Raw genomic sequence first — 19,493 nt, 5'->3', positions numbered from 1 at the left:
CGAGAAGTCCAGCGCTCTGCGTCCGGAGGTTGCCTCTCGAGGTGTCGCTCGCGCCGCGCGGTCCTGGTTTTTGAACTGTCGCGGGGTCGACGAGCAACGCCGTTCCGTCGCGGCCTTCTCGGGCGATGACGGGCGGGTTCGTCCGCGCGGGTCGGCCCGGCGCGGGCGGAGATCTTGTCGGGCGGGCCTTCGCGGGCCATGCTGCGGGACATGGACTTCGCACGGCTCGCGGAGGGGCTCGGCGGCGAGACCCTGGCGGCGGAGGCGGGCGGGCGGAGCGAGCTGGCGCCGTTCGTCCTGCGCTTCGGGACAGGTCCCGAGGTCCATGTCTATCCCGAGCTCGAGGACGGCGCGTGCGTCGGGGCGGTGTTCGCGGTGCTGCGCGCCGACGCCGGCGAGATGCCGCGGATCGTGCTGCGGGCCGAGGACGCGCTCGACCGCGGCGGCAAGGCGGTCGGCCTCAACCGCGAGCTGCAGCTCGGCGACCCGGCGTTCGACGCGGCGGTCTACGTCGAGTCCGAGGCCCCGGACGCGCTCGTGGCCCGGGTGCTGGCCGAACCGGCGGCGCGGGCGGCCGCGGTGGCGCTGGTGCGCGGGCCGGCTCGCGAGGTCCAGCTCGGCGAGGGTCGGGTGACCGCGCGGCTGTCGGCGGCGCAGCTGGCGGAGACGACGGTCGCGGAGGCGCTGCTCGCGTCGCTGCGCGCCCTGGCGACGGCGATGGCTGTCCCGAAGGACATGCCCACGCGCGGCGAGCTGGTGAGCCGGCGCGCGGTCGGCCACATCTTCGTGATCGCGTTCGCGTGGCTGGTCACCCTCGGCCTGGCGGTGCTGCTGCGCCCGCCGCCGGTGCTGGCGTGGGGGCCGGTGTTCGGGGCGCTCGGGCTCGGCGGCCTGTTGTGGCTGGTGGTGCTGGTCCCGCTCGGGCTCATCCTGCGCGGCGCGCCCGACTCCCTGCGGTGGTTCACGCTCAGCGCGGCGGCCTTCCTGCTGACGACGCCGTTCGCCGGGATGAAGCTGGCGCTGTGGGCCAACGCGGCGCTCGACCGCGGCTCCGAGGTCGCCGTCCGCCTGCCGGTGCAGCTGGTCGACCGCAGCGAGACGCTGGTGCTCGTCGACGTGGTCGGGCTCGAGGTCGGTCGCACGTCGACGCGCCTGTCTGTCCCGATGGACAGGGTCTTGGGGACATTGCCGGAAGCGCCTGGCTCGTTGGTCCTGACCCAGCGGCCGGGGGCGCTCGGCTGGCCGTGGCTGGTCGACCTGCGGCCGTGAGCGGTGGTAGGGGGCAGGCGGCCGAGACCGCGTCGAGAGGCAGGGCACGTCCGGCTGTCTCTCGAGACATGTAGTATCCCTGCGGCGAGGGACGGAGCATCGTCGGCCGCCGCGAGCGACGCCCGGCGCCGAGCTCCTGCCCGACATGGTCGAAGAGATAGGTCTTATCGAGCATGTCGAATGTGACATGTCTCCGAAGACATGCCCATGAGGGCATGTCGTGGGGGACATGCTTCACCGTCAGCGCGCCAGCAGGGCCCGGCGCAGCACGCTCGGGTGGAACAGGTCGCGGCTCGGGCGCATCAGGTGCAGGACCTCGATCAGGCGCAGGTAGAGCTCGGGCGAGCGGGTGGCGGCGGCGAAGATCCGGTCGACGAAGCGGTGCATGAGCTTGAGGCCGGGCGAGACCTTGCCGGTGGTGCCCGGCCAGCGCAGGTCGTCGCTGCTGGCGGTCATGAAGGCGGCGAGGTTGCCGGCGGCGAGGCGCTTCTGGAAGCGCAGGCCGAGCGGCTCGTGCGGGCGCGCGCGCAGGGCGTCGTCGAGGACCGTGGCGGCGACGGCGGCGACGCTCATGCCCTGGCCGTAGACGGGGTTGAGGGCGCAGGCGGCGTCGCCGAGGACGACGAAGCCGTCGGGCCAGCGGCGCAGGCGCTCGTAGTGGCGCAGGCGGTTCTCGGTCCTGCGATAGCCGTGGATGGCGGAGCACGGCGTGGCGTCGACCAGGACTTCGCGCAGAGCGGGGTCTCGAGCGCGCCGGCGAACTCGAGGAAGCCGGCCTCGTCGACCGGCGGGAACACGCCGCCGTAGCCGACCAGGGTGACGATGTGACGCCCGCCCTCGACCGGGTAGACGACGCCGCCGCGCGGGTTCTTGCCCGGCTTGCCCATGGCGTAGAGGACCTTCCAGTCAGGCCGGGCGCGCAGCTCGTAGAGGCGGGTGGCGTAGCCGAGCTGGGCGTCGATGATGGTCTCGGGCGGCTCGGGGTAGCCGAGCGCGGCCAGCCAGGTCGGGGCCTTGGAGGCGCGCCCGCCGGCGTCGACGACGAGGTCGGCGCGCAGCTCGTCGGCCGCGAGCTCGGGGGCGCCGGCGCGGCGGTGGACCTGGACGCCGACGATCCGCTCGCCGGCCGCCTGCAAGCCGGTGACCTCGAGGCCGGAGTGGATGCGCACGCGCTCGTCGGCGACGAGGGCGGTGCGCACCTGGTACTCGAGCAGGCCGCGGGTGCAGGCGCGCGAGCGCAGCGGCGAGGGACCCGCGGGGCCTGACCGAAGGGGGTGTGCCAGGCGACGTCGTCGAGCCAGTCGATCTCGTGGGCGCCCGCGGCCGCGAGGGCGTCGCCGAGGCCGGGGAACTGCTCGCTCAAGATCTTCCAGCCGCGCGTCAACAGGACGTGGACGTGGTGGCTCTGCGGCGCGCCGGCGCGCGGCTCGGGCCCGGCCGGCAAGCTGTCGCGATCGAGGAGAGTGACGCGCTCGAAGTGACGCGTGAGCACGCGGGCGGCGAGGAGGCCGGCGATCCCGGCGCCGATCACGATCGCGCGGCGAGGCGCCGACGCGGAGCCTGTTGTGGGCATGGCGGAGTGATACGACAGCGCGGCCACGGCCGGAAGCGGGCCCGCACGCAGGCGGGGCGCGCGATCGCTCGCGCTCCGTGCCAGGCTGGTCGAAGAGACAGGTCGGGCAGGACCCGGCGCTGCCCCGCGCGGGCGCCGGTGGCCGCCGGAACGGCGTGCTCGCCGCGGCCCGAGGGGAGGGCGAGCTGACCGAAGGGACATGTCCGGGGCGGTCTGCAGCGGCGGGGTGCGCGGCGGAGGTCGGCGAGGGCGATCGCCGGCGGGGCGATCGAGGCTGGCCGAAGAGACATGTCGCGGCGGCTGCGGCGGCGAGCCGGGTGAGGCGAGCGGGCATGGAGCGCGGGTGCCGAGGCGGGGACGCGCCGGCGAACGGGCCGAGCTCGGGAGGCGGGCGACGGCCGCGCGCGGGCAGCGAGCGCGGGTGCCGAGGCGGGGACGCGGCGGCGAACAGCCTGGGCTCGGCCCGGCCGGCTGCGGCATGACGAGGTTCGCCGGGTAAGCGGTGGCTGGCTGAAGGGACAGGTTCGGCGCGGGCGCCAGGCGGCGCGCCGGGGTCGGCCCCATTATAATATGTCCGAAGGGACATGTCGTCGCGGGCGACGCGGTGATCGGCGACACGCGAAAGGAGGTGATCGCAATCGCAGGTGTGGGATGGACGGGCCCACGAGCTTCCGCACGAGCGCTCGCCTTGACCGCTCCAGAGGCCGCGTGTATCCCCAAATCGATGCTCCGGCGCGCCACCACCGCGACTACCACCACCACCCTTCCGGGTGGGGTCGGTCGCGTGCGCGTGCGCTGAGAGCCCGAGACACACGCCCTGCGAAGCCCCGCCCGAGCCGGCGGGGCTTTTGCGCGCATGGTGGCGTCGCTCCGTCCGGCCGGTCCTTTCACCCCCGGAGACCGCCGCCATGAGCCACGACATCAGCCCCCATTCCGTCCTCGACGCCCACGACCACCGCGCCCTCGGCCCGCGCCTCGGCCTGTTCCACTTGCAGGAAGAGGCGCCGGCGATGGTGTTCTGGCACCCCCGCGGCCTGGTCCTCGCCCGCGCGCTGGAAGACGCGGCCCGCCGCCGCGCCAGCGCCGACGGCTATCACGAGGTCCGCACGCCGCAATTGCTGCGACAGCCGATCTGGGAGAAGAGCGGCCACTGGCAGCATTTCCGTCAGGGAATGTTCGCAGTCGCCGACGAGGGCTGCTGCGCGGCGCTGAAGCCGGTGAGCTGCCCGGGTCACATCCAGATCGCCCAGCGCAGCGCGCTGTCGTACCGCGACCTGCCGCTGCGCCTGTGCGAGTTCGGCCTGTGCCACCGCGACGAGCCGAGCGGGACGCTGCACGGGCTGTTCCGCCTGCGCCAGTTCACGCAGGACGACGGCCACGTGTTCTGCGCTCCCGACCAGATCGCGGCCGAGATCGTGCGCTTCTGCCAGGGCGCCCGCAGGTTCTACGCGGGCTTCGGGTTCGATGACTTCGCGGTCGGGCTGTCGACGCGCCCGCCGGAGCGGGTCGGCGACGATGCGCTGTGGGACCGCGCGGAGGCGGAGCTGGCTGCGGCGGCCCGCGAGGCGGGGCTCGATTGCGTGGTGCAGCCGGGCGAGGGGGCGTTCTACGGGCCGAAGCTCGAGTTCTCGCTGCGCGACCGCCTCGGCCGCTCGTGGCAGTGCGGGACGATCCAGCTCGACTTCAACCTGCCGGAGCGCTTCGGGCTGCATTACATCGACGAGGCCGGTCAGCGCCGCCGCCCGGCGATGCTGCACCGGGCGATCTACGGCAGCCTCGAGCGCTTCCTGGCGATCGTGCTCGAGCACCACGCGGGCGCGCTGCCGGCCTGGCTGGCGCCCGTGCAAGTGGTGGTGGCGCCGGTGGCCCCGGCCCAGCAAGCGGCGGCAGAGACGGCAGTGGCCGAGCTGCGCGCGGCGGGGATCCGGGCCGAGCTCGACGACCGCCGCGAGACGCTGGCCCGCCGCGTGGCGGAGGCGCACGCGCAAGGAGTGCCGATGCTGGCGGTGATCGGAGCGCGCGAGGCGAGCAGCGAGGCGCTGACGCTGCGGATCCGCGAGGAGCAGCAGGTGCTGCCGCGCGCGCAGGCGGTGGCGCAGATCGTAAGGCACTGCGCGCCGCCGGTGTGACGGGGCGGAACGAGTCGCCGCCCGCGCGGAGCGGGCGGGCTCTCGGGATGAGACATGAGTGCATTCGACGCCCGAGCCCCAAGGACGAGCTCGTCGCTGGCGGGATGCTCGTCTCGACGGGTGCAGGGACCCTCGCGGTATCTGGCCGCATGGCGGCCGACGTGGTACGGAAGAGGCGTGCAGATCCGCGACATCGAGCTCACGAACTTCCGCGGCTTCGAGGCACTCAAGTGCGAGCTCCACCCGGAGTGCACGCTGTTCGTGGGGATTAATGGATCTGGCAAGACCAGTGTGCTGGATGGGATCGCGGCGTTGCTTGCGATCTGGACGATGGCGACGCAAAATCGCGGGCACGATGGGAAACTCTTAGCGGATGACCGGCGCTTGATCCGGCGGGTCGTCAACGGCGTGCCGAGCCCGAGGTCGCGGGCCAGACCCGCGTTCGCGGCCAGATCGAGGGGCCGGGCGCGGGGCTGCACCGGGAGGCCGTGACCCCCGATAGTGCGGAATGGGCGCAAGGATCCCTCTTTGACACCGCGAGGCGGGCCGTGTCTTCGACCGGGAGAGGCCAGCAGATCGAGCTCCCGCTCATCGCATATTATCGGACGGGCAGGCTGTGGAGCGGAAACGAAGGTCGGGAAACGACGAAGCTTCTGAGCGTTCTCGACGGATATCGCCATTGTCTCCAGGCGGCCGTGGGGTATCAACTCCTCGAGAGCTGGATGTCCTGGCGAGAGTCCGTGCGCTTGCAGGAAATTTCGCGCGCCGTGGAAGCCAACCTATCGGTGGCTGCGGTTCGGGAGCCGCTGCTCGAGGTCGTGGCGAATGCGATCGTCGATTGTGTGGAGGGCGCGAAGCGTTTTTATTACTCCGTCAATCACGAAGAGCTGCGGGTCGACTTCAAGGATGGCCGCACCCTGCCTTTCCGCGTCCTCTCGGACGGTTACCGTAACTTGTTGGCCCTCGCTGGCGACATCGCATGGCGGGCGGCGCGGCTCAATCCCCACCACGGCGAGAACGCGGCCAAAGAGACGTCCGGGGTCGTGCTCATCGACGAGCTCGATCTCCACCTGCATCCGAGCTGGCAACGATCCGTGCTCCCGAACCTGCGGCGCGTGTTCCCAGGATCCAGTTCATCGCCACGACTCATTCGCCGCAAGTGTTGTCCACGGCCGAGCCAGAGTGGATCCGCGTGCTTCACCCGGACGGCCGCATCGGAAGGGTCGAGCACACGCATGGACGGGACTCCAACAGCCTGCTCGAAGATGTGTTCGGCGTACCGGAGCGGCCGGTCGAGACGCGAGACGAGGTTCGCCGGCTCTTCGACCGGATCGATCGGGGCGCGTTCGACGAGGCTGAAGTGCTTTGGCAGAAGTTGCAGCAAGAACTCGGGCCGGACGATCCGGACATCGTCCGCGCGAGGACGGCGATCGATCTCGAGAGGGGCGTATGATCTCTGCGCCCAAAGGACCTGCACCTGTCTGTCTCACGACCCTCACCACGACGCCTGGCGCCGATTGGGACAGCGTCCATGGCGATCAGAAGCAGTCGATGCGAGATGCGCTCGTGCGCGATCAGGGGTCGCTCTGCGCCTACTGTCAGCGACGGGTGCAGCCGACCGAGAGCGAGATGCGTATCGATCACTGGCATCCGCGCGAGCGCGGAGGTGGCGTATTCCAGTGGAACAACCTCGTCGGTTCTTGCGCCGACCGGATTACCTGTGACGTTGCCAAGCAGGAGACTCCGTTGTTCCTCCATCCTGCCCGGGGCGTGGGGCCGGATCCGCGTCGTTTCCTACGATACACAGGGTCGGGCGAGGTCGTCGCGGACGATGCACGAGCCGGCGAGGACATGGAAACGCTCGGTCTCAATGATGCTCGTCTGGTCAGGGCACGACGGGCGGTCATGGATGCGCTGGGCGCGTGGTTCGAGCGGAGCAGTCCGACGACGAAGGAACTGCACCGGCGAATTGCACTTCTGGAATCTCCCGAAGGGGAATCTCCGAGTACGCGGCAGTTCGCGCGTATTACTTTCGAAAAAGGTCAGGGCACGCGGCACGCCAGCGGAGTTCTAGCGCCGAGACTTGATGCCGCTCGTTTCCCGGTGCTCGCCGCTGTGAGCGGTGCGACGAGGGATCGAGGGTGGGTGCGGGACGCTGCGACTTCTTCGAGGTGGCGCGTTCCCGCAGGTCGAACCAGGGCGTCGCCGCGTGACTCGAGTGTCGAGAAACGCGACGCGGTGTTTCAAATCCGACAGCCGCGCGGAGGCGAGGGAGATCGCCCGGGTCGCGTCGGGCGGAGGGGGGCGTCCGGGCCGCCGGCGGGCGCGAGAGACGGGCTCGCTGCGCGGCTGGGGGGCCGTAGCCGCGGGTCTGGCTCCGGGCGACGGGCGAAGGCGCGCGTCGCGCTCCGGGCCATCTGCCACTCGTCGGCGGGACCGTGGTGAGCGACAGTCGGGCCCCCGGCATGTCCGTAAACGTTCCCAAGCCCATCACCGCGCTCGAGGCGCTGGAGCGTGCGCAGTGGATCGCGTTCGCCCCGTTCGTGTTCCAGGCCACCCGCGTGCTGCGCGACCGCGGGATCCTCCTCGCCATCGAGCGCAGCCGCGAGGGCCTCACCCTCGAGGAGGTCGCGGCGGCGGCGGAGCTGCCGATCTACGGCACGCGCGTGGTGCTCGAGGCGGGGCTCGGGATCGGGCTCGTGACCGAGGTCGATGGCCGCTATCGCATCACCAAGACCGGCGTGTACGTGCAGCACGATCCGATGACGCGCGCCAACTTCGACTTCGTGCGCGACGTGAACTACCACGGCATCGCGGGGCTCGACGCGGCGGTGGCGTCGGGCAAGCCGGAGGGGCTCAAGGTGTTCGGCGAGTGGCCGACGGTCTACGCCGGGCTGTCGCAATTGCCGGAGTCGGTGCGAAAGTCGTGGTTCCAGTTCGACCACTACTATTCCGACGGGGCGTTCGGCGCGGCGCTGCCGCTGGTGTTCGCGGGCAAGCCGAAGCGGCTGCTCGACATCGGCGGCAACACGGGCAAGTGGGCGGCGGCGTGCATGCGGCACGACCCCGACGTCGAGGTGACGCTGATGGACCTGCCGGGGCAGCTCCGCAACGCCGAGCAGAACCTGCGCGAGGCGGGGCTGCTGGCGCGGGCGCGCTTCCACGAGGCCGACCTGCTCGACGAGCGCTCGCCGGTCCCGACCGACTTCGACGCGATCTGGATGAGCCAGTTCCTCGACTGCTTCTCCGAGGCCGAGATCGTGTCGATCCTGCGCCGCTGCGTCGCCGCGGCCGGGCCGAATTGCAAGATCTACATCCTCGAGGCGTTCTGGGACCGCCAGCGCTTCGAGGCCGCCAGCTTCTGCCTGCAGATGACGTCGCTGTACTTCACGGCGGTCGCCAACGGCACCAGCCAGATGTACCGCTCGACGACGTTCCTCGCGTGCGTCCACGCGGCCGGCCTCGAGATCGAGCGCGAGTACGACGACCTCGGGGTCAGCCACACGCTGCTGGTGTGCCGCCCACGGCCGATGTGACGCGCGCACGCGTGGGCTCGGCCCGCGGGTGAGGACGGGCGCCGCGTCCGATCGACGACCGCGGCGCCGCGGCGTGAGGCCGCGGTACGTTGACGGTGGATGCTCGTCGCCGTGCTCGCGCTGCTGGCCGCCCCGGTCGTGACGCCGGGGCAGGACGCTCACTACCGGCTCGACAACGGGCTCGAGGTGATCCTCCGCCACGACCGACGGACACCGCTGGTGGCGGTGCGGCTGCGGGTCCACGCGGGCAGCGTCGACGATCCGCGCGGTCGCAGCGGGCTGGCCCACGTGGTCGAGCACGTGGCGCACGAGGGCTCGGCGCACGTCGATCGCAACCGGCGCGAGGGCCTCGAGTACGCGCTTTCGGCCCACGCGAACAACGCGGAGACCGGGTTTTATGCCACGGAGTATTATTATACGGCGCCGGCGCAGGCGACCGAGCACGTGCTGTGGATCGAGGCCGATCGCCTCGGCTTCGTGCGCGGGCAGCACGGCGCGCCGACGCTGGCGGGCGTGCGACGGATCGTGCTCAACGAGCGGCGCCAGCGGGCCGAGCAAGATCCGCTGGCGCGGCTCGAGATCCAGGCGCTGACCGCGTTGTTCCCGGCGGGGCACCCGTATCACGGGGCGATCATCGGCAGCGCGGACGACCTGGCGGCGGCGACGATCGCCGACGTCGACGCGTTCCTCGGTCGATGGGTGCATCCGGGCAACGCGACGCTGGTGCTGGTCGGCGATCTGCCGGCGGAGACGCCTGCGTGGATCGAGCGGCAATTCGGCGGCCTGCCGGCGCAGCCGCGACCGCCGGCGCGCACGGTGCCGCAGGTGAGGCGAGCGACCGAGCTGCGCGTGACGGCCGAGCGACCGGTGGGGGCGGCACCTGCCGTGCTGATGGCCTGGCCGTCTCCGAAGCTCGACGGCGACGGCGACGCGACCGCCGACGTGCTGGCAGAGGCGCTGGAGCGCGGCGGATATGTCCGGCTGGCGCGCGCGGAGGGTCCGCCGGAGGCGGCCGGATTTCAGGCGACGCAGCGCAGTCTGCCGAATCAGTCGGTGTTCTTCGTGCGGGTGATCGGCCGCGTCGGCGGCGATCCGGAGCGCCTCGTGGCGGAGGTCGATCGCGTGCTGGCTCGCGTGGCCGAGGGAGCCCTGGCGGAGCCGGCGGTGCGACGCGCCCGCTTGCGGATCGCGCGGGAGCATCGCAGCGCGCAGCAAGACCTGCAGGACCGCGCGGCCCTGCTGGCGGCGGAGGCGGCCGCCGGCAAGCCGCTCGGCGGGGCGCAGGACGTCGCGGAGTGGATGGCGGTGACGCCCGCGGAGGTGGCTCGCTTCGCGCGCGAGCTGCTGCGGCCGGAAGGACGCGTGGCGGTGCTGGCGGAGGGGGACGGATGAGGCGCGGGGGCGTCGCAAGGGCGTGGTTGCTGGCGTGGCTCCTCGGCGCGTGCGCGAGCAATCAGTCGTGGCGGCACACGGCGCCGGAGCTGCCCACGAACGCGCCGCCGGTGGTCGCGCCGCGGATCGAGCGGTTGGGGCCGTCGCTGCTGCACGTGCGGCGGGCGGGTCCGACGACGGCGATCGGGCTGGTCTTGCGGACAGGTGCGGAGATCGATCCGCCGCTGGCGAGCTTCACCCTCGAGCTGCTGGCCCGCGGGCCCGATCGGGCCGTCGAGGACGCGCTCGGCGAGCTCGGCGGGGCGATCGAGGTGGTGTGGCTCGGAGACGGGGCGCTGCTGCGGGTCGAGGTCGAGGCGTCGGCGTGGCGCGAGGCGCTGGCGATCGTGAGCGCGGCGCTGCGCGGCGCGGAGCTCACCGCGGAGGACGTCGAGGCGCTGCGGCGCGAGCGGCTGGCGGCCCAGCAGCGGCGCGACGGCGATCCGGCGAGGCGGGGGCTGCACCAGCTGCAGCGCCGCCTGGCCCCGCGGCTCGACGCGCTCGGGGAGGCGCGCGCGACGGCGGGCTGGTCGATCGAACATGTCCGAAAGGCGCAAGAGCAGTGGCTGCGGGCCCGGCCGGCGCTGGTGGTCGTCGGGGAGGCGCCGCGGGCCGAGCTCGCGCGGGCGGCCGCGGGGGCGCTGGGCGAGTGGCCGGGGTCGTCCGACATGCCCGCGCCCGCGTCCGAGCTAGCGACGGCGCGCCGCGAGGTGCTGGTGGTGCCACGACCGGGGCTGGCCCAGACTGCCATCGTGGTGGGCCGAGCGATCGCCGGCGACGCCGACGACCTCGCGCTCGAGCTGGCTTCGGCCGTGGTCGGCTCGGCTCTGCGCGAGGTGCTTCGGCGCGATCGCGGCGACACGTACAGCGTGGCGGTGAGCCACGTGCCGGCCCGGGGCGGCGGAATGCTGGCGATCGAGACCCAGGTCGACGCGGCCGCCACGGGCTCGTCGCTGCGGGCCATGCTCTCGCAGCTGAAGGCGGCGCAGGGCCGCTTCTTGACCGGAGACGTGCTGCGCCTGCTCGGCCTCGCGTTCCAGGTCGAGCGCATGCTGGAGCACCAGCGACTCGCCGCCGTCATCGAGGCGGTGGCGCGGATGCAGGTGGCGGGGCGGCCCGACGACGCCCTGGCGGCCGAGCTGCGCCGGCTCGGGGGCGTGCGCGACGACGACGTCGAGCGCGCGCTGGCGCAGTGGTTCGAGCCGGCGGCGATGCAGGTGGTGTTGGTCGGCGATCCCGCGACGATCCGCGCCCAGGTCGAGCCGCTCGGGCTCGGGCCGCTCAAGGTGATCGACGACTCGCTCTGAATGATAGGACATGTCACATGTGACATGTCTAAAGGGTAAGTTTCACAAGGACATGTCTTGAAGAACATGTCCTCGAGGCGTCGATACGAGCTCGGTCGACGCGCGGGCGCTCGTACGACGAGCCTCGCGCGCAGGAAAAGCCGGGGACCGACGCGGGCGCCCGGCTCGTGGGGGACGCAGCGCTCGCGCGCGACTCAAGACTTCGGCGGGAGCACGCGGAGGGCGATCCGGCGGTTCTGGGCGCGGCCCTCCTCGGTGGTGTTGGCGGCGACGGGGTGCTGCTCGCCGTAGCCCTCGGTCTCGATGCGATCGCCGGGGACGCCGCGCGCGACCAGCTCCTTCTTCACGTTGTCGGCGCGCTCCTGCGACAGCTTGAGGTTGGCGTTCGGGTCGCCGGTGTTGTCGGTGTAGCCGCCGATCTTGATGTGCACGTTGGGATAGGCCTTGAGGATCGCGGCCAGGTTCTCGAGCTGCTCGTGCGAGCCGGCGGCCAGCGTCTGCGCGTTGGTGTCGAACACCAGGCGGTCGAACTCGAACCAGGTCTTGTCGTCGTACTTGGCGCCCTTGTCGCGCAGGAAGGCGAGCAGCTTGGCCTCGACGCCGTTCTCGGCGAACCGCAGCTCGCGGTTGACCTCGGCGACGTGGACGGGCCTGAGCTCGGGCTGGGCCTTCGGCGCCGGCGCGGCCTGTGGGGTCGGCGTGGCCTGTGGGGTCGGGGGGTCGCGCGCTTGCTCGCGGGCGGCGGAGCAGAGGGAGGCGTGCGCGTGGCGACGGCCGCCGGGGTCTCGTAGCGCGAGGCGGTGGTGTCGGCCTGGCGCTCGGTCCGGCGGGCGTCGAGGAACCACCAGGCGAGCAGCGCCAGCGGCAACAGGGCCAGCGGGATGGCCCACCAGGCCGGCCGCCGGGGCTCGACGGCCGCGGGGTGCGGCAGGTGAGGCACTTGCGGCTGGGCCTCGCGGACGACGTCGTAGATCTGCGCGCGGCCGATCGTGCCCGCCAGCGACGGCGGCACCGCGTTCATGATCTCGCTCTGGTTGCCGAGCAGCGCCTGCCCGAGCGAGCCGACCGTCAGGCCGCCGCCGCGCACCAGGCCGCCGACCGCCCGCAGGACCAGCGGCGCCGCCATGCTCATCAACGAGGCGGCCGCGGTGCTGCCGATGCCGGCGTGGCGGGCCAGGCCGCCGACGACGTCGTCGGTGCGACCGCCGAACAGACTCGAGGTCAAGCGGGTGCCGAGGTCGCGCGCGCGGGTGGCCTCGGCGGCGCCGCTGAGCAGGCGCGCCGGATCGTCGAGCGCCGAGCTCGTGAGCGCCGGATCCTGGGCCATGTTGAAGAATTCGCCGAGCGCCAGCGGATCGCGGGCTTTGTTGGCCAGACCGGCGAGCATGGCCGAGCCCGCGGCGGCCAGGCCCTTCGACGCCGAGGCGCTCGAGATCCCGAGGGCGGACGCGGCGCCGTTGACGATGCCGCCGGAGGTCAAGGCGTCGCGAACTGTGTCTGTCAGGGAGAACGTCATGGTGTTCCTTTCGAGTCGCGCGAAAGAGTAATCGGGACGCGCGATGCGACAACCCGACGCTGCGGCCGTCCGCTCGCGCTCGTGAGGGTCGCCGGCGGCGCCGCGAGCGGCGCGGCGGGCCGCTCGTCACAATGACTCGAAGGACATGTCGGAACGGCTATGTGGGCAGCGCACGGGTCCGCGGGTCGGCGCTGTGATCCGCGCCGCGCTCACGAGGCCGCCGGCTCGCCGTCCTCGCCGTCGAGGATCCGCCGGACCAGACCGACCAGGGCCTCGCCGGTGAACGGCTTGGCGATGAAGCTGGCGGCGGCGTCGAGCTCGGCGGCGGCCTGCAGGGCGCGCTCCGGCGAGCTGCTGGTGAACAGGACGCGCAGGCCGGGGCAGCGCGCCGCGACCCGCTGGGCCAGGCTGGCGCCGCTGGTCCACGGCATCACCAGGTCGGTGACGAGGAGGTCGACAGAGCCGCCGTTGCGCTCGCAGATCAGCAGCGCCTCGGCCGCGTCGGCGGCCGCCAGCACGTGGTAACCGGCGGCCCCGAGCACGCGCAGCACGAGCCGCCGCACCGGCTCGCTGTCCTCGACCAGCAAGATGGTCTCGCCGCCGGGCTCGCGCGTCTGCGGCGCGGGCGCCGTCGACGGCCGGCGCGGCAGCGGCTCCTGGTCGCGCGGGAAGTAGATCCGGAAGGTCGTGCCGCGGCCCGGCTGGCTGTCGACGACGATCGCGCCGCTGGCCTGACGGACGATGCCGTAGACGATCGCGAGGCCCATGCCGGTGCCGAAGCCGGGCGGCTTGGTGGTGAAGAAAGGTTCGAAGATCCGCGCCCGCGTCGCCTCGTCCATGCCGCTGCCGTCGTCGCGCACGGTCATGACGACGCGCGGACCGGGCGGCAGGTCGAGGTGAGCGCCGTCGTCGTCGCCCGCCTCGAGGGTGGCGGTGGCGATGACGACGCGGCCGCCGACGCGGGTGGCGTCGCGGGCGTTGATGACGAGGTTGACGAGCAGCTGATCGAGGTGGCCGGGGCCGATCCGCACCGGACACGGCGCGCCGGCCAGCGAGATGGTCAGGGTCCGCTCCTCGCCGAGCAGGCGGACGAGCATGCCGCGGAGCTCGCGGATCTTGGCGCCGAGGTCGATGACCTCGGGGGCGACGATGTCGCGCCGGCTGAAGCTCAGGAGCTGCTGCGTGAGCGCGGCGGCCCGCTCGCTGGCCTTGCGGATCTCCTCGAGGTCGGCGACGTCGGAGCCGGCGGCCTCGCTGGCGCCGACGCTCTTCTCGAGGATGCCGGTGTAGCTGAGGATCACGGTGAGGAGGTTGTTGAAGTCGTGGGCGACGCCGGCGGCCATGCGCCCGAGCACCTCCATCTTCTGCGCCTCCTGGAAGCGCCGCTCGAGGTGACGCTCGCGGGTGACGTCGACCACATGGGAGAGCACGAGGTCGGGCGGGACGAAGCCGAACGAGACGACGAAGATCGCGGGCGGGCCATCGGGTCGCGCGACCTCGACCTCGCGGCGGAGGGCGCCCTGCGTGGCGACGCAGGTCTTCATGGCGTCGACGAGCTCGGGGCGGTCGGGCAGCAGCTCGGCGAGGTCGCGTCCGACCCATGCCGACACGTGGCCGTCGCTGAGGGCGAAGGCCGCCAGGTTGTGATCGACGAGCACGAAGGCGTCGCCGCGCTGCTGCCAGCACACCGTGGCGATCGGCAGGCGCTCGTAGAGCTCGCGGGCGTGGCGCTCGCTGGCGCGCAAGGCCTCGACGATGCCGGCCCGCTCGGCCAGGGCGCCGATCCGGCCGGCGATGACGTGCAGCATCTCCTGCTCCTCGCGCAGGAAGTAGCGCGCGCAGGGGATCTGCGAGTCGGCGATCCGGCACACCTCGAGCACGCCGGCGACGCGACCGCCGACGCTGATCGGCGCCGACTGGCTGCACGGATCGGCGGCGAAGCGCGACGAGGTGTAGACGCGGTCGCCGAGCTGGATCCGCGCCGCCACCTCGGGCGGGTAGCAGTAGCCGCGCGGGATCCGGTCGGCGATCTGCCACAGCGCCTCGTCGAGCGTGAGCTCGTCGCCGGCGATCGACGAGACCTCGAAGAGCAGCTCGAGCTCCTTGATCCGCTCGCGCAGGTCGTGCTCGGCGCGGCGCAGCGGCGAGATGTCGGTGACGAAGCCCTCGAGCACGGCGGCGGTGCCTTCGCCGCGCAGCAGTCGGCCGCGCTCCCACACGTGCTTGAGGCGGCCGGCGCGGTCGCGGATCCGGTACTCGATGGTGAACGACTGACCGGCGGCGATGGCCGTATCGACGGCGGTCTCGACGGCGCGGCGGTCCATGGCAAGGATGAGATCGGCGTAGGACCGCCGCTCGCTCGCCAGCAATTCGTCGGGCCGATAGCCGGTGAGCTCGAGCGCGCCGGCGCTGACGTAGTCGAGCGTCCACACGCGGTCGGCCCGGCAGCGATAGACCATCCCCGGTAGGCTGTCGATCAGCGCCGCGAGGTCGCACGGGGCGCCGGCGTGTCCCTCGGACTCTTGCATATGCGCTCAGCATAGCGGACGGGCCGCGCGTCTTCTCGTCCGCGAGCCGACGCCTCGACGCGGTGGACGGCGTTCGTGGCGCGGCGGCCGCGACACCTGTTTCAAGGGATAGGTCCGTCGAAAACGGGCTGTGGTCATTCACCCGCGCGTCGTCGCCGCCGAGCGTCGGCAGCAGCAGACGAGCGGGGGACCTCGATCGTCGCTCCGCGGTCCACACGTGGGGGCCGGCCTCCTCGAGTCGGCCTTGAACCATCGGGCATGGCCTTCAAGACATGTCCCGATCGCCAGCCGGAGCCACGAGCCCGCCGCTAGCGGCGAACGGCGGCGATCCGGGCGACCGCCCGGCGCGCGGCCAGGTCCTCGGTGGTGCGGCCGGTGGCGGCGCTCTCGGCCAGCAGCTCGCCGGCGGTGGTGCCGAGCGCGGCGATGAGCGGCTCGCGGTCGGCGAGGTGCATCACCGAGCGGCCGATGCCCTCGATCACCGCGCCGGCCGAGGCGACCACGTCGGGGACGTGCAAGATCCCGCGGGCCCGCAGCGCCTCGGCGACGGCGGGTTCGGCGAGCAGGTTGTTGGCGGCGCCGCACAGCGCCCAGGCCGGCGCCTGAGCGGCCACCTCGGCGGTGACGACCCCGCCGACGGCGCACGGGGCGAGGACGTCGACCGGCGCGAACAAGATGTCCTTTGGGTCATGGACGTGAGAACCTGTCGCTTCGGCCACATCGTGGGTGCGCCGCGGGTCGACGTCGGCGACCCGCAGGAACGCGCCCTCGGCCGCGAGCGCGCGCGCGACCGCCGAGCCGATCGCGCCGCAGCCCTGCACCGCGACCCGCAGGCCGCCGAGCCCGCGCCCGCGGGCCCGGGCGCACGCGCGGACGCAGGCGACCACGCCGCGCGCGACGGCCTCGGCCAGGCCGTGATCGTCGGTGTGGACGTAAGGGCAGGACTCGGCCATCGCCGCGAGGTCGGCGGTGGTGGTGCCGAGGTCGCCGGCGGTGCGGAAGACCCCGCCGAGCTCGGCGATGAAGCGGCCGAGCGCGCGGAAGGCCGCCGGGCGATCGAGGCCGGGGTGGTCGAGGACGACCGCCTTGGCCCCGCCGGCGTCGAGGCCCGCGAGCGCGCACTTGCGGGTCATCGCCCGCGCCAGCGCGGCGGCCTCGGCGATCATCGCGGCGGCGTCGGGGTAGGCGCGGGTCCGGACGCCGCCGGCGGCTGGCCCGAGAGACAGGTCGTCGATCACCAGGACGGCGGCCAGGCCCGAGGAGGGTCGCGCCACAGCACGCAGCGAGCGGCGCCGGCGGGGTCGAGGAGGTCGGGGAGCGTCGCGGACATCGGCGCGACTTACCGCGCTTGCGCGCGCGTGCGCCGGCCTACGGTCGCTCGCGCATGGGCACCTGGGACGACGGCCTCTACGACAACGACTCCGCGCTCGACCTCGTGAGCAGCCTGGTGAAGCTGCCCGCGATCGACGCCCCGCCGGTCGCGCTGGCGGTGGGCATCGGCCTGGTCGCGTGGCTGCAACCGGTGGTGCTGAAGCTGCGCGGGGCGGACCACGTGGCCGCCGCGCTGGCGCACGGCGAGGCGCTGCCGGCCGACGCGCGCGAGGTGCTGGCCGGGCTCGCGCGCGATCTCGAGGGCGCGCTCGAGGGTCGCTCGCGCAGCGAGGCCGCGGAGGCGGTGATCGGCGGCTACAACGACGGCCCGCGGTTCGACGCGCTGCTGCGGGTGCCCGGCGGGCAGGCGAGCATCGACGCCCTGGGCGAGCGCGCGGGCGCGGTCCTCGATCGCGCCGACGACGGCGATCTTTATGAGGGCGCGGGCGACTACGGGGCGCTCGGTCTCGTCGTCGAGCTGGTCGACGCCGGCCTGTGGAAGCCTGCGCCGGAGCGCGTGGTCGCGTGGCAGGGTCGCTTCGACCGCGCCGACGCGGGCACGCCCGACGAGCGGGGCTTCTGGGACAGCTACGCCGCGCGCGTGCGCCGGGGCTTCGAGCTCGTCCTGCGCGCGTGAGCGCGCCTCTGGCGATCGTGAGGCGCGGCCGCGGGGCTGCCGTCGCGGTGCGTCGGCTCGTATGCTCGGGGCCCGCGACGTCCGCCGTCGCGACAGGAGCCCCATGAACGACCGAGGCCGTGAACGAGACCTTGTCCTCGCACCGAACGAGTTCGCCTTCATCCTGGACGAGACGAAGGGCAACATCAACGTCTACGTCGGGCCGCACAAGACGAGCCTCGCCAACACCGACGCGCCCGTGGTGTTCGACGCCGGCAGCAAGCGGTTCGAGCGGCGCCCGCTCGACGGCGCGATCCAGTCGCTGTCGATCGCGCCCGAGGGCTGGTACCTGAGTTTGAAGAACCCGGCGACCGACAAGAGCCACCCGCGGACCGGCGCGCTCAACAACCTGCCGTCGCTCGACACCGGTCGCAAGGTCAACATCCCCGGGCCGGCCTCGTTCGCGCTGTGGCCGGGGCAGATGGTGCGCGTCATCCAGGGCCACCACCTGCGCTCCAATCAATACCTGCTCGTGCGCGTGTACGACGAGGAGGGCGCCAAGACCAACTGGAAGAACGCGGTGCTGCGCATGCGCGCCGAGGCGGCGGCGGACGAGGGCGAGGCGGTCCACGTGCAGCGGCCGCCCGACCTGACGATGGGCACGCTGCTGATCATCCGCGGCACCGAGGTCGCGTTCTACATCCCGCCGACCGGCGTCGAGGTGGTGCCGGACGTCGACGGCAACTACGTGCGCGAGGCGATCACGTTGGAGCGGCTCGAGTACTGCATCCTGCTCGACGAGAACGGCAACAAGCGCTACATCCAGGGCCCTGCGGTGGTGTTTCCGCAGCCGACCGAGACGTTCGTGGCGATGCGGGGCGCCCGCAAGTTCCGCGCGATCGAGCTCAACGAGAACACCGGCCTCTACATCAAGGTCATCGCGCCGTACGAGGAGAACGGGGTCCGCTACAAGGTCGGCGACGAGCTGTTCATCACCGGCAAGGACACGATGATCTACCTGCCGCGGCCGGAGCACGCGATCATCAAGTACGGCGATCAGGAGCGGCACTACGCGGTCGCGATCCCCGCCGGCGAGGCGCGCTACGTGCTCGACCGCAACAAGGGCACCATCACGCTGAAGCGCGGCCCGGCCATCTATCTGCCCGATCCGCGGATCGAGCTCATCATCCGCCGCGTGCTCGATCCGAAGACCGTCTCGCTGTGGTTCCCCGGCAACCGCGAGGCCTACGACTACAACCGCCGCCTCGCGCAGCAGAACGCGCCGCAGATCGCCGCCGAGTTCGCGGCGGTGGCCTCGGTGCCGGTGCAGGCGGCGCGGGCCTCGGCCTCGCCGAAAGCCGCGCCGGCGCCGGGCGGACCGGCCGCGCCGCCGCCTCCGCCGCCGTCGTCGGAGTTCGCCGGCGACGACTTCACGCGCAGCCAGACCTTCACCGGGCCGCGCACCATCGTGCTCGACACCCGCTACGACGGCGCGGTCGCCATCGACGTGTGGACCGGCTACGCGGTGCTGGTGGTGTCGAAGACCGGCGAGCGCAAGGTCGTGACCGGGCCGCACACGCACCTGCTCGAGTACGACGAGACGCTGCAGGTGCTCGAGCTGTCGACCGGCACGCCGAAGACCGAGCACAACCTGTTCAAGACGGTCTACCTGCGGGTGCTCAACAACAAGGTGTCCGACCAGGTGGAGGTCGAGACCCGCGACCTCGTGCGCGTGCAGCTGCAGCTCAGCTACCGCGTCAACTTCGAGGGCGACCCGAACCGGTGGTTCGAGGTCGAGAATACGTCAAGTTCCTGACCGACCACCTGCGCTCGCTCGTCCGCGCGGCGGTCAAGCGCCACGGCATCGAGCAGTTCTACGCCGACTCGGTGGCGATCCTGCGCGACGTGATCCTCGGGGTCGCGGGCGAGGACGGCAAGCGGCCGGGCCGGCGCTTCGAAGAGAACGGGATGCGGGTGTACGACGTCGAGGTGCTCGAGGTGACGATCGGCGACGAGGCGATCGCCGAGCTGCTGGTCCAGGCGCAGCACGCCGCGGTCCAGCAGACGCTGTCGCTGGCCGCCGAGCAGCGCCGGCTCGACATGGTGCGCCAGGCCGAGGCGGTCACGCAGCAGGTCGCGGAGGCCAAGTCGGCGACGCTGCAGCAGGCGATCGCGCTGCGCACCCGCGAGGGCGAGCAGCAGCAGCGCCTAGCTGGC

At 72.5% G+C, this 19,493-nt stretch carries 15 protein-coding genes and 4 pseudogenes; 11 read left to right on the top strand and 8 right to left on the bottom strand.

The genetic code is table 11. The annotated features are described in order from the left end of the window. Positions 1 to 210 precede the first annotated feature (210 nt). Positions 211 to 1,269 (top strand): hypothetical protein, encoded by a 1,059-nt coding sequence (locus OV079_RS15830; protein ID WP_267769488.1) that lies wholly within the window; start codon positions 211 to 213, stop codon positions 1,267 to 1,269. A gap of 240 nt (positions 1,270 to 1,509) precedes the next feature. On the opposite strand, the gene OV079_RS15825 is transcribed toward OV079_RS15830, so the two are convergent. The 3 genes and pseudogenes from OV079_RS15825 to OV079_RS57960 form a co-directional block, all read right to left on the bottom strand. Next, positions 1,510 to 1,842: a hypothetical protein gene (locus OV079_RS15825; RefSeq protein WP_267769487.1), complete on the bottom strand. Its 333-nt coding sequence runs from the start codon at positions 1,840 to 1,842 to the stop codon at positions 1,510 to 1,512. Then, positions 1,839 to 2,468, bottom strand: a complete 630-nt coding sequence (locus tag OV079_RS15820) for an NAD(P)/FAD-dependent oxidoreductase (protein WP_267769485.1) — start codon at positions 2,466 to 2,468, stop codon at positions 1,839 to 1,841. Before OV079_RS15820 ends, OV079_RS15825 begins: the two co-directional genes overlap by 4 nt. A gap of 245 nt (positions 2,469 to 2,713) precedes the next feature. Next, positions 2,714 to 2,842: pseudogene (locus OV079_RS57960) on the bottom strand (NAD(P)-binding protein); the annotation flags it as partial. A 908-nt stretch (positions 2,843 to 3,750) separates the two neighbouring features. Between OV079_RS57960 and thrS the strand changes: the two are divergent. The 8 genes and pseudogenes from thrS (at position 3,751) to OV079_RS15790 (ending at position 11,245) form a co-directional block, all read left to right on the top strand. Next, positions 3,751 to 4,971, top strand: a complete 1,221-nt coding sequence (gene thrS, locus OV079_RS15815; RefSeq protein WP_267769483.1) for a threonine--tRNA ligase — start codon at positions 3,751 to 3,753, stop codon at positions 4,969 to 4,971. 177 nt (positions 4,972 to 5,148) lie between these two features. Then, positions 5,149 to 5,463, top strand: a complete 315-nt coding sequence (locus OV079_RS15810; RefSeq protein ID WP_267769481.1) for an AAA family ATPase — start codon at positions 5,149 to 5,151, stop codon at positions 5,461 to 5,463. Positions 5,464 to 5,693: 230 nt separating this feature from the next. After that, a pseudogene (locus OV079_RS57955) lies at positions 5,694 to 6,014 on the top strand (hypothetical protein); the annotation flags it as partial. A 149-nt stretch (positions 6,015 to 6,163) separates the two neighbouring features. Continuing rightward, entirely contained in the window at positions 6,164 to 6,424 is a 261-nt protein-coding gene (locus OV079_RS54035) for a hypothetical protein (protein ID WP_276602708.1), read from the top strand. Continuing rightward, positions 6,421 to 7,416 carry a retron system putative HNH endonuclease gene (locus OV079_RS57950; RefSeq protein WP_420829407.1) on the top strand — a complete coding sequence of 332 codons (996 nt, stop codon included), beginning with the start codon at positions 6,421 to 6,423 and terminating at the stop codon, positions 7,414 to 7,416. The genes OV079_RS54035 and OV079_RS57950 overlap by 4 nt, the downstream gene beginning before the upstream one ends. Before the next feature lie 20 nt (positions 7,417 to 7,436). Continuing rightward, on the top strand, positions 7,437 to 8,507 hold the full coding sequence (locus OV079_RS15800; protein WP_267769478.1) for a methyltransferase: 1,071 nt from the start codon (positions 7,437 to 7,439) through the stop codon (positions 8,505 to 8,507). Positions 8,508 to 8,606: 99 nt separating this feature from the next. After that, a complete protein-coding gene (locus OV079_RS15795; protein WP_267769477.1) occupies positions 8,607 to 9,899 on the top strand; it encodes a M16 family metallopeptidase in 1,293 nt (430 codons plus the stop codon). Beyond that, positions 9,896 to 11,245 carry a M16 family metallopeptidase gene (locus OV079_RS15790; protein WP_267769475.1) on the top strand — a complete coding sequence of 450 codons (1,350 nt, stop codon included), beginning with the start codon at positions 9,896 to 9,898 and terminating at the stop codon, positions 11,243 to 11,245. Before OV079_RS15795 ends, OV079_RS15790 begins: the two co-directional genes overlap by 4 nt. Before the next feature lie 194 nt (positions 11,246 to 11,439). Here OV079_RS15790 and OV079_RS55945 read toward each other — a convergent pair whose 3' ends face one another. From OV079_RS55945 to OV079_RS15770, 4 genes and pseudogenes are all read right to left on the bottom strand, one after another. Then, positions 11,440 to 12,090 (bottom strand): OmpA family protein, encoded by a 651-nt coding sequence (locus OV079_RS55945; RefSeq protein WP_267769473.1) that lies wholly within the window; start codon positions 12,088 to 12,090, stop codon positions 11,440 to 11,442. 308 nt (positions 12,091 to 12,398) lie between these two features. Then, positions 12,399 to 12,761 (bottom strand): annotated as a pseudogene (locus OV079_RS57945) (DUF937 domain-containing protein); the annotation flags it as partial. Between the two features lie 209 nt (positions 12,762 to 12,970). Then, positions 12,971 to 15,289, bottom strand: a complete 2,319-nt coding sequence (locus OV079_RS15775; RefSeq protein ID WP_267769470.1) for a PAS domain-containing hybrid sensor histidine kinase/response regulator — start codon at positions 15,287 to 15,289, stop codon at positions 12,971 to 12,973. Between the two features lie 308 nt (positions 15,290 to 15,597). After that, positions 15,598 to 16,563 carry a Glu/Leu/Phe/Val dehydrogenase dimerization domain-containing protein gene (locus tag OV079_RS15770; RefSeq protein WP_267769469.1) on the bottom strand — a complete coding sequence of 322 codons (966 nt, stop codon included), beginning with the start codon at positions 16,561 to 16,563 and terminating at the stop codon, positions 15,598 to 15,600. A 110-nt stretch (positions 16,564 to 16,673) separates the two neighbouring features. Between OV079_RS15770 and OV079_RS15765 the strand changes: the two genes are divergently transcribed. Then, positions 16,674 to 17,297 carry a hypothetical protein gene (locus OV079_RS15765; protein WP_267769467.1) on the top strand — a complete coding sequence of 208 codons (624 nt, stop codon included), beginning with the start codon at positions 16,674 to 16,676 and terminating at the stop codon, positions 17,295 to 17,297. A gap of 61 nt (positions 17,298 to 17,358) precedes the next feature. After that, positions 17,359 to 19,229 (top strand): annotated as a pseudogene (locus tag OV079_RS15760) (hypothetical protein); the annotation flags it as partial. On the opposite strand, the gene OV079_RS55940 reads toward OV079_RS15760, so the two are convergent. Beyond that, positions 19,151 to 19,459, bottom strand: a complete 309-nt coding sequence (locus OV079_RS55940) for a hypothetical protein (RefSeq protein ID WP_267778880.1) — start codon at positions 19,457 to 19,459, stop codon at positions 19,151 to 19,153. The pseudogene OV079_RS15760 and the gene OV079_RS55940 overlap by 79 nt on opposite strands. Positions 19,460 to 19,493: the final 34 nt, after the last annotated feature.

It is taken from the genome of Nannocystis pusilla (genome assembly GCF_026626665.1).
GTDB classification, from domain to species: domain Bacteria; phylum Myxococcota_A; class Polyangia; order Nannocystales; family Nannocystaceae; genus Nannocystis; species Nannocystis pusilla.
The sequence above is the reverse complement of the archived record's forward strand: the minus strand, read 5'-3'. Positions and strand labels throughout refer to the sequence as shown.

Bases quoted from the DNA above. Each gene is read 5' to 3' on its own strand.
- OV079_RS15830 (WP_267769488.1), top strand. From the start codon at position 211: ATGGACTTCGCACGGCTCGCGGAGGGGCTCGGCGGCGAGACCCTGGCG.
- OV079_RS15825 (WP_267769487.1), bottom strand. From the start codon at position 1,842: ATGAGCGTCGCCGCCGTCGCCGCCACGGTCCTCGACGACGCCCTGCGC.
- thrS (WP_267769483.1), top strand. From the start codon at position 3,751: ATGAGCCACGACATCAGCCCCCATTCCGTCCTCGACGCCCACGACCAC.
- OV079_RS57950 (WP_420829407.1), top strand. From the start codon at position 6,421: ATGATCTCTGCGCCCAAAGGACCTGCACCTGTCTGTCTCACGACCCTC.
- OV079_RS15800 (WP_267769478.1), top strand. From the start codon at position 7,437: ATGTCCGTAAACGTTCCCAAGCCCATCACCGCGCTCGAGGCGCTGGAG.
- OV079_RS15795 (WP_267769477.1), top strand. From the start codon at position 8,607: ATGCTCGTCGCCGTGCTCGCGCTGCTGGCCGCCCCGGTCGTGACGCCG.
- OV079_RS15790 (WP_267769475.1), top strand. From the start codon at position 9,896: ATGAGGCGCGGGGGCGTCGCAAGGGCGTGGTTGCTGGCGTGGCTCCTC.
- OV079_RS15775 (WP_267769470.1), bottom strand. From the start codon at position 15,289: ATGCAAGAGTCCGAGGGACACGCCGGCGCCCCGTGCGACCTCGCGGCG.
- OV079_RS15765 (WP_267769467.1), top strand. From the start codon at position 16,674: ATGGGCACCTGGGACGACGGCCTCTACGACAACGACTCCGCGCTCGAC.